The organism is Flavihumibacter profundi, assembly GCF_020076305.1.
Lineage (GTDB): Bacteria > Bacteroidota > Bacteroidia > Chitinophagales > Chitinophagaceae > Flavihumibacter > Flavihumibacter profundi.
Map to the genome: position 1 here is coordinate 1 of NZ_JAIQXE010000001.1, position 15,012 is coordinate 15,012.

General features: G+C 42.1%; 7 protein-coding genes and 1 pseudogene. 1 reads left to right on the top strand and 7 read right to left on the bottom strand.

Features of this window, described 5'->3' with window-relative positions:
• Positions 1 to 686 precede the first annotated feature (686 nt).
• From LAQ65_RS00005 to LAQ65_RS21140, 4 genes and pseudogenes are all read right to left on the bottom strand, one after another.
• Positions 687 to 2,084: a TolC family protein gene (locus LAQ65_RS00005; protein WP_224114868.1), complete on the bottom strand. Its 1,398-nt coding sequence runs from the start codon at positions 2,082 to 2,084 to the stop codon at positions 687 to 689.
• 10 nt (positions 2,085 to 2,094) lie between these two features.
• A complete protein-coding gene (locus LAQ65_RS00010) occupies positions 2,095 to 3,444 on the bottom strand; it encodes an HlyD family secretion protein (RefSeq protein ID WP_224114869.1) in 1,350 nt (449 codons plus the stop codon).
• A gap of 12 nt (positions 3,445 to 3,456) precedes the next feature.
• The gene (locus tag LAQ65_RS00015; RefSeq protein WP_224114870.1) at positions 3,457 to 5,112 is read right to left on the bottom strand and encodes a peptidase domain-containing ABC transporter; all 1,656 of its coding nucleotides are present in this window, start codon (positions 5,110 to 5,112) and stop codon (positions 3,457 to 3,459) included.
• A gap of 374 nt (positions 5,113 to 5,486) precedes the next feature.
• A pseudogene (locus LAQ65_RS21140) lies at positions 5,487 to 5,636 on the bottom strand (hypothetical protein); the annotation flags it as partial.
• 176 nt (positions 5,637 to 5,812) lie between these two features.
• Between LAQ65_RS21140 and LAQ65_RS00025 the strand changes: the two are divergent.
• A complete protein-coding gene (locus LAQ65_RS00025) occupies positions 5,813 to 6,745 on the top strand; it encodes a LysR family transcriptional regulator (protein ID WP_224114871.1) in 933 nt (310 codons plus the stop codon).
• Between the two features lie 237 nt (positions 6,746 to 6,982).
• Here LAQ65_RS00025 and LAQ65_RS00030 read toward each other — a convergent pair whose 3' ends face one another.
• The 3 genes from LAQ65_RS00030 to LAQ65_RS00040 all read right to left on the bottom strand — a co-directional run bounded on the left by LAQ65_RS00030 (position 6,983) and on the right by LAQ65_RS00040 (position 15,012).
• Positions 6,983 to 12,268 carry an IPT/TIG domain-containing protein gene (locus LAQ65_RS00030; protein WP_224114872.1) on the bottom strand — a complete coding sequence of 1,762 codons (5,286 nt, stop codon included), beginning with the start codon at positions 12,266 to 12,268 and terminating at the stop codon, positions 6,983 to 6,985.
• Positions 12,269 to 12,319: 51 nt separating this feature from the next.
• Positions 12,320 to 12,529 carry a hypothetical protein gene (locus tag LAQ65_RS00035; protein ID WP_224114873.1) on the bottom strand — a complete coding sequence of 70 codons (210 nt, stop codon included), beginning with the start codon at positions 12,527 to 12,529 and terminating at the stop codon, positions 12,320 to 12,322.
• Positions 12,530 to 13,755: 1,226 nt separating this feature from the next.
• On the bottom strand, positions 13,756 to 15,012 hold the full coding sequence (locus tag LAQ65_RS00040) for a glycosyltransferase (RefSeq protein ID WP_224114874.1): 1,257 nt from the start codon (positions 15,010 to 15,012) through the stop codon (positions 13,756 to 13,758).

Below are 15,012 nucleotides of genomic sequence, written 5' to 3' on the forward strand. Positions count from 1 at the left end.
GAGCGACTTACCGGTTCGTAATTGCTCCAGCGCCTTTTTCTGAAGGCGTTCATAATCAGGGTGTTGTTTGTCTAGCATAAAAAACTGCATTAAAGTTAACCTTTGACACAGTTCATTTTACAGCCTCGGTATCCGGGAAAAACGGAGATGAAAGACCATTTGATGCCACAAACCTTGTCGTTGGCGCAGGTATAGTGTTGCAGTTGGCGCAGTTTTGACTAGGTTTTTTAGCACTTTTCAGGCACTTTCTACTAGGTTTTGCGTAGGTCTGCAGGCTTATTGCGGCGCTTTGTTATCAGTTTTTAGGCAAATTCCCGGCACTATCCCGGCTCTTTCCCGGCTCTTACCCTATGGTTACCTTGCTGAATGGATCGTTCCCCATTTGCAGTATTGAAGAATACCTCATGTTAATTCTGTGCTGGGCGCTTTTTTCTTTGAATAGTACGTAGTTATTTTTCATAAACAATTTTGCTATAATTATACCTCCCCGAAAATTAGCCACCAAGTTTTTTTAACAATCTGGCAAAAGAGGGTAATAATCTGCATTGATCAGGTAATAATCTGCATTTCTCCCCCTTAAGATTTTTCAAAGCCAAACTGGTCCGCCTCGCTTCTATCCCGACCACTTATACCAGTAAGTTTTTTAAGAAGGAGGTTGTTAAAAAACAAGGTTATATAAGTTTAATTTATTTCAACAAGCCTGCAGCCCATTCCATACTATATTTTGCCTTATATAGCTTAACGGAAAGTTCAATCTGTTTTTGCATAAGTTCTACAAGTTTTGTTTCCCGGCTATTGACCAGGAAAAGGGAACTTTCCCCTTGTGCATATTTCAGTTCTTCATTGCGTAATAATTGCTGATAATTACTATACATAAGTTGGATTGTTGCTAATTGTTGTTTTAGCGCATTGTATTGATTGAAATAAGTTCGAATCTTATTTTCTATTTGCTGCCGTTTAAATTGTAATTCCAACGTCGTCTCTTTGGCTTTGAGTTGAACAAGTTTATAGCTACCCCGGGCTTCACGCAAAAACAAAGGCATTTTAAATTCTATCCCCCATTTATTATTATTTTGCAAAAATCCGTTGTTCACATTTTTAAATACATTATAGTCCTTATTGAGCAGGTTTGCTTTTACAGAAAAATAGGGAAGCATATCCTGGTATTTAAGTTTCCTTTCAACTTCAAGACTATTCAATTTATAATCATATACTTTAAATAAAGGATTATGAACTGTTGATTGCTGAATGAGATAATCAGGGTCTTTAAAATCTGTATCAATAGATGCCGATAATTTTTCCGGGATGTGATTTTCCTGTAAAATGAACGGAGTGTCATTTTGCTGCCACAAATAATTTGATAATTCCAGTGCATCGTTTTTCCATTTCAAAAAGGACTCTGACTGCAATAATTGATAATTTTGGAATTGGGTATAAGCTTCTGTTGTATCCATTAGCGACCTGTCACCATTCATAAAAGCAATGCGTACCAGCCGCAATCTTTTTTCTGCTATATCAACAAATTTTGAATAAGTTTCATACAACTGGTAGGCGCCGGCCCAATTCCAATAAGCCATATAAGAATCGAAAAGAAGATTATTTATGATCACTAAACGCTCCTCAGCGCTTTGTTTTGAAAATAATTTCGCCTGTTGTAAAACTGCTCTCCTTTTATCCAGCACCAGGCCTTTTGCCAATGGTAATTCTACACCCAGGTAGCTCGATTTTCCCATTGTTGTTTCCGGGGATAAATTATCTCCGCCATTGTTTTCAAGGCCTGTCCTGATATTACCAATGGGCAAGGGAACCATTAACTCCGGATTATTATAATAATAATAATTTTTGCCATCGAATGTTTTATTGGAAGCATCCATCCCAAAAAATGGATCAAAATTCCCCCTTGCCATCATTAACCTGGCATTGCCTAAATCAATCTGGATATTTGCCTGTTTTGCTATGGGATGATTAATTCTTATCAGGTTGATAAAGCTATCCACCAGAAATACCTGCTGATTGGCTGATTGCCCGAAAACAGGGGAAAAGAAAATAAAGACGAGCGAGGCAACACCAATGATTTTTTTCATGATATGTGCTTTATTCAATTTTCTTTCCGCCATTATTTTCGGGTGAATAATACTCGGGTGGGAAGCCATTAATGTTACGCCAGATTTCATAATAAATGCTTACGTTTTTAAGTAAGGAAATACCATTAGCACCGCTGCCCATTTTTAATTGTTGGGGCCATTTTCTTTCAGCGGGATCCTCAGCTACCAATACCCTGAATTTGCCATTAGTGCTGACAGAAGTTTCAATGGCAGATACCCTGCCACCAAAAGTGCCATAACTGCTACTGGGCCAGCCGCTAAAAACAATGGCCGGGAAACCATCAAAAACAAACCTCACTTTCTGACCTGTACTGATCAATGGCAGATCCATGGGCTCGACAAACATTTCAACGGCATATTGTATGACTGTTGGCACGATTTCCACGATCATTTCCCCTTCCTTAAGCATTTCATTAATACCCGCCTTCTTAGCTTTAATTACCTGGCCGTCTTGTGGTGCCAGCACATAGTATAATTGATTTCTTGCATCATAATTAGCATAGAGGTTCCGTAATTTGGCAACCTCGGCTTCCGTAGCTGCAGCATTGGACAATGCAGAATATTTATCACCCTCCGTTTTTGAGATTTTTTCGGAATAATCCTGTATAGCGCTATTCTTTTCAATCCTTAAATTGATCAGTTCCTGCTTGCTTTGTAATAACTTATTTTCAGCACTGGTTCGTTTAGCCAGGCCCGTTTGAAAGTTTACCTTTCTTTTTTCAAAATCAACCAAAGAAATAACGCCGCTATCCAACATTAGCCTGGCGGCTTCAATCTGCCGCTTGTAAATGAATAGCTCATTATCGATCGCAACGAGGTCTGCGCTGTCACTTGAAACCTTCAATTGCTGTTGTTGGATTTTATTATCCAGGGATTGCAGTTTTAAACCTCTTCCTTCTGCTAAGGCCCCCGCCTGTTTTTCGGTAGTGGCCGCTTTCTTCAAATAGCTTTCGGCACTTTGCTCTTTAGCAATAATCTGCTGCCGGGTCCTGTTCAGTAACTCAGGGTCAAAATAATCCATCTTTACTTCCCCTAACTGTAAAATAGTGTCGCCTTTACTGACATAATCGCCCTCCTTAATATACCATTTTATAATGCGGCCTGGAATAATGGTATTCATTTCCTGTGGTCGTTGCTCCTGCCTCAGGGTGGTTACTTTTCCCTTGGCCCTGATATTTTGTGTCCATGGTAAAAAAAGTATGACAAGCATTGCAGCAAATATTCCCCAAAGCCATCTGGCTATATTCCTTTTTTTATCAACGCCGTATACTTTCCTGAATGAAAGTAATGCACTGGTTTTTGCCTGTTCTTCTATATTGGCAGTTATAAACTTTTCCATGGGTAAATCTGGTTATAGTTCATTTTTTAGCGATAAAATGGAATTGCATCCGGGGAGTAATCTTTCCTTTTCAGTGGCAATAAGGACTGTGGTGCTTCGCTTGCCCTTTAAACAGGCCACCAACGCATTAGTTTCTTTTTCTGTTAAATACTTAAATGGTTCTTCAAGTAATAGCAACCGGTTATTGCCAATTAATGCGCGCAATAACAATATCTTTTGCCTGATATGCTTTGGCAGTTTCTTACCCGTTGCATCCAGTTGCCTGTCAAAACCCATCGGATCTGCATGGACAAAATGGAGTAGTCCAATTTTATCGGCATAATCTGTCACTTCCTGCAGTGATACCTGATCATTCCCTATATTAATGTTCTCCCAAACTGTTCCTTCAAAAATATCCTGGCTGCTTAACAAAATACCTGTTAATGACCTTAAGCTTTCCAGGTTATAAGAACCGATAGGCTGGTTGTCAATCAGGATGCTTCCACGGAAATTTTTGTAAGCACCGGTAAGTAGTCTCAGCATTGTAGATTTGCCTGTTCCTGATGGTCCGCTTATTTGAAGCCAATGCCCGGGTTCAATAGAAATATTTATGTTATCAAGTATTTCACTGCCGTTGGGGTATGCATAGCCAGTATTGCTGAATTGAACAGCGACACCTTTATCAGATCCCGGTAAAATAAAATTTCCGCCATTTTCGATCCTGGCTTCAGTTACTTTGCCTAATTTCTCAACAGAAACCATGGCATCATACACTTTATCAAGGCTCAAAATCAGTTTCTCAACTGAACCAATAATAGAAATGATGACAATATCGGCAGCTATAAACTGGCCAACATTTATTTGCTGTTCTATGAGCAGGTATGTGCCCACAATAAGCATTGATGCAGTAATGATAACTTTAAAACTGATAAGGCTCCAAAATTGCACCAACAGCACATTGAAATAGCTGGTCCGGGCTTCCAGGTGGTTACCAATTAGTTTATCAGTTCGGGTAACATGGAAAGAACTGTTCGCATATTTAAACGACTTAACTAAACGGGCAGTTTCCTGCAACCAGGCTACCAATTTGTATTTTTCATCACTCGACCGCATGGCAGCTGACAGGCCATTGGCTGAAGTGGTGCGAATAATCAGGATAATGATCGTCAGGAGTGCAATTCCAAAACCAATAAATACAGGATGATAAAAAGATAACAATAATAGGCCTAAAAAAATCTGTATAACAGCCGTTGGCAGGTCTAATAATAATTTTTCCAAGCCTTTTTGCAAGGAAATAGTATCAAAGAAACGGTTCACTAATTCAGGTAAATGATAGTTGTCTAATTCCTCGATGTCCAGCCTGGGAAGACGGTCGCTGAATTCAAGGCCATGCCTGAGGAATATTTTTTGCTTTAATTTTTCAATTACACTTAATTGTTTAACCTGCAACAAGCCAAATAAAAAAGTACCAGTAACAACCAAAGCAATTAAAACCACAATTGATGTAGATACAGAACCGGCCATTACAAAACCAATAACACTCTGAATGCCCAGCGGTAAAGATAACTGCACCATTCCTGCCAGTATAGCAAACATATATATTGCTGAAATGTCCTTCCGGTCAAGTTGCAGTAGTTGATATATTTTACTTAATGATCCCCCGATCGATATGTTCTTTTTTTCAGTCATTTTTATTTTTTCAATAATTAAAATATATTCCAAACGCGCGGTATAGCCTGGTCAGGCAACTTATTAATTTCCTTAAATACTATTTATTATCACTGAACTTTTTGGATGTCAATAGCCCGAATTGGTGAAACAAAGTAAAGATTGCCAGTGCTCTTATAAGATGAGCAATGATAATATCGACGACATAAAAGGAAAGGGAAAAAACTGAAACCAACTGAAGCGAATTCAGCAAAAACTTTAGTGAAAATGGCATCTCTTAAATAATTATATAGTTATTGAAATCAGAACCTATTTAAGATGAATTAATGACGCCAGATCAATAGAATTCCCATTGTTTCATATGGACCCAATGGCGCCCTCTATGAGTTGTATAATCATGATATTGTTGTTTGTATTCTATCGCCCCTGCCCGGGTGAAAATACGGGTTTGCCTTCTGTAAATTATCCAATATGTGGCTTTTTTTGAAATCATCTCCATTTTTCTTTGTAAACCGGCATCGGCAATGATCAGTACAAAAAATTTTTTCAACACCCTCCCGCCGGGAAGATGCTTACTGTGGCAACCATAATTTCAGGTCCTGGGCCATCTCCCTTTGCGACTGTTATTCTTTTCACAGATGATTATTTAGTGTTGCAAAATTGGCACAACTTATTCATATACTATTATTTATCTTTATTATAATATACATAAATATAATTTATGAATTTCACCCTGCATCAACTGAAGGTTTTTATGACTGTGGTTGAAAATGAAAGCATCACCAAAGCCTCGGAAGAATTACACATGACCCAACCTGCAGTATCTATACAGCTTAAAAACCTGCAGGCGCAGTTTGATATCGCAATTACAGAAGTGATTGGAAGAAAACTTTATGTTACAGATTTTGGCAGGCAACTTTACCAGGCTGCAGAAAGAATCTTAAATGAAGTTTCAGGAATTAGTTACCAAACGCAGAGTTTCAAAGGAATGCTTTCAGGGAGGCTTAAATTATCAGTCGCTTCAACCGGAAAATATGTAATGCCGTATTACCTTAAAGTCTTCCTTAAAGAAAACCCTGCTATAGACCTGGTCATGGATGTAACCAATAAAACAAAAGTGGTAAAAAGCCTGGAAAATAATGAGGTGGATTTTTCCCTGGTTTCCATATTGCCCGAAACACTGGAGATTGACCAGGAAATCTTACTGCCCAATAAATTATTTCTTACCGGGCCGGCAGACAATTCCTTTAAAATAAATAAGCATGCTTCAAAAACCATTTTTGAAAGTATCCCATTAATTTACCGGGAAGAAGGATCCGGTACAAGGGTTACCATGCAACGGTATTTCCAGAAAGCTAATATTGTGCCGCATGTGAAACTGGAATTAACATCGAGCGAAGCTGTTAAACAGGCTGTATTAGCCGGACTTGGATTTTCCATACAATCTCTGCTGAGCATTAAGAATGAATTAAAGCAAAATGAAATTAAGATTATTCCGGTTGCCGGTTTGCCACTCACGGAAAACTGGCGGTTGATATGGCTTAAAAAGAAAAAAATGTCGGAAGTAGCAAAGGCTTTTTTACTTTTTATAAGGGAACATAAGCAATCCATTTATAAAGAAAACTTTGCCTGGATAGAACAGTATGATAAATAGGCATATTCCTTATGCCATAAATGTAAGCTCCCCAATACCCGGTCATTGAGTTTGGAGTTGCCCGGTGTTTTTCAGGAAATTGTGAAATACAGTAAAAGCTTTGGGGAAAGTCGGATTTGTTATCAATATTTAATGTGTCGCTTGTTCCATATTTATGATAAGTCTTTCTGAACGCTAATGTTTTAAAGTTGTGATTCTGTTTCGATCCATCCGGTGGTTAAGGTATTTTGGTACGTATTACCTCACCACCACAATTGTCTTCCTTAGAATCCTGTTCTCTTCCACCCAAACCAACTGGTAAATACCGGCTGATAATTCACCCAAATGCATTGTTTCCTTAGTTGCCATTTTGGGTACATCCATTTGCCTGACAACCCTGCCTGTGGCATCTATTATTTGGATATGACTGATTTTCACAGCAGCAGGATGCTTCACGGTAATCTGGTCGTTTGCCGGATTTGGATAAACATGCAATAGCCTCTCGGATTCACTCTGGATATCTCCGACAGCAGTTATGGCATCGAAGGTGAACCCGTTAAGTGCTGCGGTACCGTCGGCGTTTGTTACTTTAACCTCACCTGTAGCTCCATCACCCACAACTGCCGTAACCTGGTTATATGAATCAATGGTGAAAGATGAAGCGGGGCTACCGCCAAAGCTAACAGCCTGGGTATTGTGCAGGTTGGTTCCGGTGATAACGATTTTGCTGCCTTTCTTGCCGGACTGGGGGCTAAAAGAAACTATACCAGGTATTTTGGTGAAGGTGAACCATTCGGATACAGCTCCACTGGTTATGCCAGCTAAAGCAATAGGGCCATCATTGCCTGTTTTTGCCTTAACCATTATAGTCGTGCTGTCTATAAGAATAATTGAATCAGCGGCCATGTCACCAAAGTATGCAGCAACCACTTCATTTAAATACCGTCCCTTCAAAGTGACCCAGGTGCCTGCCGGGCCGGTTTTGGGCGTGAAGCTGGTGATGATGGGTGTTTGATGATATATAAAGCCGCCAAGGCTTCCTTTGCCGTATAAGTTGGTTACTTCTACCGTTCCAGATGCACCTGCTGCCCCAGGTTTTGCTACAATAGTGGTGGGTGACTCCACAGTAAAACTTTCGGCATCAATCCCACCGAAACTCACATTACTGATGTCTATGAAATTTTGGCCTGAGATAGTTACCAGGTCTCCCGGGTAAGCTACAGGTGGATTAAAATAGTTTATCACTGGAGCCTGATAAGGTATAAAGCTAAAACCACCCAGCGAATCTTCCCCGCCAGGATTAGACAAACTGATATTACCACTGTTACCGTTACCAATGATGGCCACTATACTGTCATCAGAAATGATGTTGAAATGTTGGGCGGGAATACCTCCAATGAGAACACTTGTTACCTGGGAGAAATACTGTCCCTTGATGCCAATTATATCATTCAGGGTTCCTGATTTTGGATTGAATGAATTGATCCTGGGTGCTGCAGGCATGGGTTCCCCGACCCGGTTCCTCAGGATCCGGAGCATCTTCGCCGCTGGATCAATATAGCAGATCTCTGGTTTTCCATCTCCATCATAATCGCCCGAGATAATTTTACGGCCGTACTGGTTGAGTTTGTATTCCGGGGCGAAGCTTACTGTTGATCCATTGGAAGTATTCCTGGCAACATTGATCAGGTTAGTAATGAAATCGCTTCCAATAATTTCCGGTTTCCCATCACCATTGAGGTCCGAAACCACAGATACAGCCGTACTATTCGTACGGGCAACTTCATTATAACCGAAATTTCCCATCCTGTAAATAAAGCGGCTGGCCAGGACTTCGGTTTGTTTTTCCGAAGCAAGGTTGGCAACCTGGGGCGTTAGGCTGGAATAACCGTTAAAGGTTGATATATCTCCAATGGCACTATTATTGAAAGTAGCAAAGCCTCCCTGGTTGGTCGTGTTTTTCATTAAGATTACCGCCGAACCAGACCATAATCCCACCAATATGTCGGAAATGCCATCCCCATTGAAGTCGGTGACAGTCATTCCGCTTGAGATTCCGACCGGGTTCTGGAAGTTGAAATTGCTTAACCTGGGACTTTCGAAGGAGATGTTTCCGGTACTGCTGTTATTTATTGCTATGAAAACACCGCTGTTTTGCAAGCCGCAATTTGTACACAACATAAGCAGGTCTGGTTTTCCATCGAAATTGATATCTGCGGTTTCAATGGCACCTATATTGGCTAAGAAGCCATATAAGGTGCTGGCCATTTCGAATTTTGGGTTTCCCGTACTGCTTTTGTTTTTGTAGACCCAGACAAGTGAATTGCTATTAGCACTGCCATTAATGTCGTTTGAAAGAAGCAGGTCCAGTTTCCCGTCCCCGTCTACATCTGCCAGGTTTAGACTATTGAGTTGATCCTGCAGGGGATAGTCTATTCGGGGCGCGAAGTTCAATTGTCCAGGGCTGCTCCTGTTAAGGTAAATGGAATAAAATTTGCCGGAATGGTGGATAACGACCAGGTCGAGTTTTCCATCCCCATCAATGTCTCCTTGTTTTACATCATATGGTTCATTGCCAAGGGTATATTCAAGTTTGCCTGCAAAGGAACTGTCATTAAAGGCGTTATCACCACCCGGAAAGGTGACATTGAACCGAAAGTCAGATGTGGCGGTTAGTCCGTTTGAAAGGCAGGTGACTGATACCGGCTGGTAAGTCGCACCTGGTGGAACCAATACCTGGATCTGGTTACTTGTTGCAGATAGTACACTGGCAGTAACGCCACCGAACCGAACGATACTGCTTGCTGTTCCGGGTTGGAAATTTGCGCCTTTTATGGTTATAGTGGATCCTATCGGTCCGGAGCGCGGCGACATTTCTGTAATAACAGGCGCCTTGCTTGATATGAACCAGCTGCCGCTGCCTTTACCGGCAACAGTTGTGACGCTGACACTACCAGTTGCGCCTCCACCCACCACTGCCATTATGCTATCATCTGAAATTACGGTGAAAGACCTTGCGGCTGAATCACCGAACATTACTTGTAAGGCATTAGTTAAGCTTAACCCGGTAATGATTACTTCCGTACCTGGTCCTCCGATATGAGGTGTGCAGTCGGTGACCTGGGGCTTCCAGATAAAGACAAAACCATCCAGGCTGCTGCTTCCCCCGGGGGTAGTAACCGTAACAGCTCCGCTTGAGCCTGAACCGGTCCTGGCTTCAATCGTATCAGAACTGACCACTCTGAAAGATATGGCTTCCGTACCCCCAAACTTCACACTGGAAACGTTGTTGAAATTTTTCCCGGTAATTATAATAGTTGCATCCTGCGGTGCAGAAGCAGGTGAAAATGAACTGACTGCAGGCGGTGGAATATAAATGAATCCACTTGCCGAATTGCTGCCAAAACTATTGCTCAGTTTCACATTGCCAGTTGCGCCATTACCAACAACAGCCTGAACCGTATTAGGATCCACAACAATAAAAGAAGCAGCCGGAACGCCACCAAAACTGACACTGGTGGTACCTGTTAAGTTTAATCCATGGATGGTCACGGTTGCTCCGGTAGGAGCCTCAGCAGGTGTGAAGGATTGAATAACTGGCACAGGAAAATAGACAAAACCAGTTTTGCTACCCATCCCATATGGTGAAATAACTTCTACATTGCCTGATACTCCTGATGGTGTATAAGCCTCAATGGTGTAGGGGTCAAGTAAACTAAAAGAAAGGGCGTCAACGCCACCAAAGCGAACAGCAGTTACGCCAATAAAATTTTGTCCCTTTATGATTACGCGGGTACCCATGAAACCAGTATCCGGACTGAATGAATTGATTACCGGTGGCCCCTGGAATATAAAAGTTGAAAGCGTATCGAAGCCAATGTTATTGGTCAGTTTCAATTCACCAGAAGCGCCAGGCCCAACAATTGCTTCAAGGCTATTCGGGCCCGTGATGTTAAAGGAGGCTGCAGGTATCCCTCCGAAGCTAACGGCATTTATTGCTGAAAAGTTTTTACCGTTGACCAATACCTTTGTTCCTGTAACTCCGGTATTCGGTGAAAAGGAAAGGATATCAGGAGCGCCGCAGTTATTCGGAAATACCTGCACTTTGTCTGAGCTAAAGAAACTGCTGATCAATTCAGGTTTCCCATCATTATCCAGGTCAGAAAGGTTGATGGCATATGGTGAGTTTGCATAAAGTTGTCCTGCAACCGAAAAATTGAAACTTCCGGATGTGCTGTTATTCTGGAAAATTTGTACCTGGTTGTTGGTGGTATTGGCCATCACGAGGTCAAGTTTCCCATCACCATTAATATCGCCGGTAGCTGCATGGTAGGCATAGTTAGTGCCACCAGGAAGTGTATTTTGCATTATGAAATTAAGGGCACCCGGATTTGATGTATTCCTGAAAAGTTGCAGGCTGGTTGTTGCATTTATACCTGATTGAATAACGGTCACAATATCAAGCCTGCCATCCTCATCAAGGTCGGCAACCAATACGCCGCTGCCGCTTTGTGCAGTGCCCAGGTTAAGGTCCATACGGTTTTCCATAACCAGGTTGCCTACGGTGCTTTTGTTACGAAACAGGGAGATGGTGTTGTCGGATTCATTAGCCACAACGAGGTCGGGCTTGCCATCCTTATCAAAGTCGCCAATAGCTACACTGTTGGGCAAAAGGCCAGTGTTGAAACTTATCCTGTTTGCGAAGGAAATATTACCCGGACCGGTACTTTTGTTGAGATAAATGGCAAGGGTATTCTCAAGCGCATTCACCACAACAATGTCGGAAAGGCCATCACCATCAATATCCCTGATGGCAATCGCATACATACTACCCGAGCCCGTAAGTTCGCTTTTGGCGGCAAAGCTGATATTGCCTTGCATACCTGTATTCCTGAAAATGGAAAGCGTCTTGTCTGCGATGCTACTGGAAACCAGGTCGATCATGCCATCGCCGTCGAGGTCGCCTGCTGCGATTGCATAAGTGAGCACGCCAGTGCTAATGTCTTGCTTATTTGTGAAAACTGGTTTTCCTGGAGTACTTGTGTTGCGGAATAAAGAAATAGAGGCAGGGGAACCTGAGGTGCTGTAATTATTGGCAGTAGCAAGATCGCTCTTGCCGTCGCCATCCAGGTCCGCAACAATAAGATCGTTGGGGTGCAGGTCGCTGGTGAGGGATACCGGATCAGCAAAAGAGTTGTTGCTGATGTCGCCACCGCCGGAAAAAGTGGGGATATAAGGTTTGAATGAAAATGCGGTTTTACCAGATGTGGTGACTGTTATGGGTTGTTGGTTGGCCCCTTTGGGAACTGTTACTACCAGGTTATTTGCGCTGGCAGTATTAACAGTTGCCCTGGTTGCCCCGAAGTACACAAAGTTGCTGGTTGTGGATGTACTGAAATTGCTTCCAGTAATGGTGACCTGATTTCCAACCGGTCCGGCTCCCGGGGAAAAGGAACTGATTACGGGCTGTGCCTTTAGATAATGGACTGTTAATATAACGAGGAAAGTAAAGATCGTTTTTGTAAGACTTCTCATAGTGTTCATTGCCCTGAGTTATTTTGTATACTTTAATACCCTGCCATCAGCTATACAGGCTCAGCCATGATTGGCATCCACAAAATGAATTTTAATGATTTGGGATTTAACAAGGCCAACTACTGTTGTCTCGCTCCATCCGTTGGTTAAGGTATCCTGGGACGTATTATTGTTGTTGTTATCCTTGTTGGGTGCGCTGCTTGTTTTACCGAAGGAAATACAGGTTGAGAGGATAATAAAAAGTGTTGCCGTTGTGAGAATTTTTATCATAAAAGGAAAAGGTTAAATTATATAGTCTTTACATTGCTATTTTATACATGTCATACTACAATGAATAGTGGACAAATAAATTAGTTTGATAGTCCATATTGTTTAAAACTTTCTGCTGCTAAATATCCTGAAACCAAAGTTCGGTCAATTAATGTCCCTGCATAAATTGCCAGCATCCTTACCAACCAGTTTCGATACCACGAATTAGCATATGAAACAATCGAAAACAGGCAGTTGAAGAACAGGGATATGCAGCCCGGTCACATATAGCCGAAGTTTATTTCCTTAAACATATAAATTATTATTCAATTATTTAAGCGGGGAATCGCGTTACCATAAACAATTTAGTTTTTACCACCAGTGCTAATGGAATCAGGAGATTCCAGCCTGCTATCACTTTCACCTATGTTCCCGTCGGGGTGCAACCGGATTGGATAACGGGTCGCCTGGTGGTAGGGGAGCTGCAGTGAGTGATTGAGGAGAACATAACGGTGGGCGGATACTCGCTTTTTTCAAAAAATATATTTATGTTATTCCCCGTCTTTCCGCTGGATGGAAACCTTATTTTAGGTACCCGGTTCATCCTTAAATAACCCAAATGAAAAACAGCATTTTACTGGTTGTTATATCTTTTATTTCGATTGTATCCTTTGCGGAGCAAAAGCAGGCGCCGCTTCCAAATGCCAAAAACAAGTTTGTTGTAATTGCGCATCGAGGGAATCATGTACAGGTACCCGAAAACGCCGTGGTACATTTCCTTATGTTTTTACGGAATATGGCGTCCTGCTGATAGCCAATTTGTTAAAGAGTGAGCCACCTCAGGTGCCGCGGACCCGCATTGGTTTTAAAAGAAAGGGAGATGTTTAAAAGGATACAATACTGAATTTGTTGTATTGACCCCCCTAAATAGCTGGATTACTTTGACTCTTATTAAAAGATTATTTTTTTTACAAGACGAGTAATGATATAAGTGGATATGAAAGCTGGCAAACTAACCCATCAGGATTTTGGCCAGATGGATTTTAATGTCTGTTGGCTAAGTATAGTTTGTTGAATGATAGCAAACAGATATTTGCTTCTAAGTGCAAATTGTACCTGCCGACTGAAGAAGAGTTGCAGCGGGAATTGCATAAGGAACGGGATCTTTTGGATCGGGAGATAAGACTTTAAGCCTGGCAACTGCCCCATAATTTATCCGCTTACTGATGCCTGGATATTCAGTTAACTTATGTCAGGCACAGTTTTTTAATTTCGGATACAGCAATATCTTTTTGTTCCGCAGCAAGAATATCTTTCTGGAAACGAACCGCATTTTGTTTGAAAACAGGATCCTGCAACAAACGAACGATAGCCTTCCTGATTGTTGAGGCACCTGATTTTCGGCCCAGATTGATCCCGCATTGATGGTACGCCACTTTAACCGCATTATCAAACTGGTCCCTACCCATAGGCAGACAAATTAATGGTAAACCGTTTGCGAGAGCGCGCATGATGGTTCCATGGCCGGCATGTGTAATCACCAGGTCGGCCAATGGAAACACCTGGGAATGGGGTGCCGACTTTACAATGACTACATTATCCGGGGCATCAAAAATGGCATCCTCCATGGCCATGCCCAGGGTGACAAGTCCCCTTACCTCAAGGCCACGCAGGGCATCGATGATTTCTTGAATGGTCTTCGCCTGGTTCTGAAAAGTGGATGACAGTGAAACCACCACCAATGGACGTTTATCATTTTCCGGCCATGGATTGGTCCAGGCCGTGGTCCAGTCCGGATCATCCAGTACAGGACCGGTATATCTCACGTTGGCAGGTGCTGGCTCAATGGGGAAATCAAAACGCCCCAATGTCTGTATCAACCTCAGATCAGCCTGGTGGATCAAATCCGTAACCGAATGCAACGGGGGTAACGCATAGGCATTCCTGATCTGATTCAGCTTTGATAGATTTTTATTCAGCACCTTGTTAAATACTTTGCTCAGCAATTTGTCCCTGAGCTTTCCGAACAATCCCTTTCCGGGCAAAAGGCCCATTACTCCCGGCGGCCTGTTGGGCCCGGGTAGGTATTCCGGAAAATGAAATACAACAACCCTGGGAATCTTTAAAACTTCAGCCGCCATAAGTGCGGGTAGCAGTAAACAATCTACCACCAGGAGACCGATATTATTTTTATTGAGGGCTTCAAGTGTTCCTTCAACCACTACTTCAGCCGGACCAAAAACAATTTTGTCCAGCGTGGGATTCGATAAGGCGGAGGAATTCCAGTCGTTGAAAAAATCTTCTTTCCGGTTACTCCTGGTAAAATATTTTTTGAAGGGGGTAAATCCAAAACCATAAGCACTTACCATTTCTTCCATACAGGGTTCACTAAGTACGTGTATGTTGAATCCCTGTTTTGCCAGCCGCCTGGCTAAACCCATCACGGCAGGAATATTTCCACCTCCGTCAATGGTTACGAACAATACATGGGTTGGCTGAATCAT

Bases quoted from the DNA above. Each gene is read 5' to 3' on its own strand.
- LAQ65_RS00005 (WP_224114868.1), bottom strand. From the start codon at position 2,084: ATGAAAAAAATCATTGGTGTTGCCTCGCTCGTCTTTATTTTCTTTTCC.
- LAQ65_RS00010 (WP_224114869.1), bottom strand. From the start codon at position 3,444: ATGGAAAAGTTTATAACTGCCAATATAGAAGAACAGGCAAAAACCAGT.
- LAQ65_RS00015 (WP_224114870.1), bottom strand. From the start codon at position 5,112: ATGACTGAAAAAAAGAACATATCGATCGGGGGATCATTAAGTAAAATA.
- LAQ65_RS00025 (WP_224114871.1), top strand. From the start codon at position 5,813: ATGAATTTCACCCTGCATCAACTGAAGGTTTTTATGACTGTGGTTGAA.
- LAQ65_RS00030 (WP_224114872.1), bottom strand. From the start codon at position 12,268: ATGAACACTATGAGAAGTCTTACAAAAACGATCTTTACTTTCCTCGTT.
- LAQ65_RS00035 (WP_224114873.1), bottom strand. From the start codon at position 12,529: ATGATAAAAATTCTCACAACGGCAACACTTTTTATTATCCTCTCAACC.
- LAQ65_RS00040 (WP_224114874.1), bottom strand. From the start codon at position 15,012: ATGATTCAGCCAACCCATGTATTGTTCGTAACCATTGACGGAGGTGGA.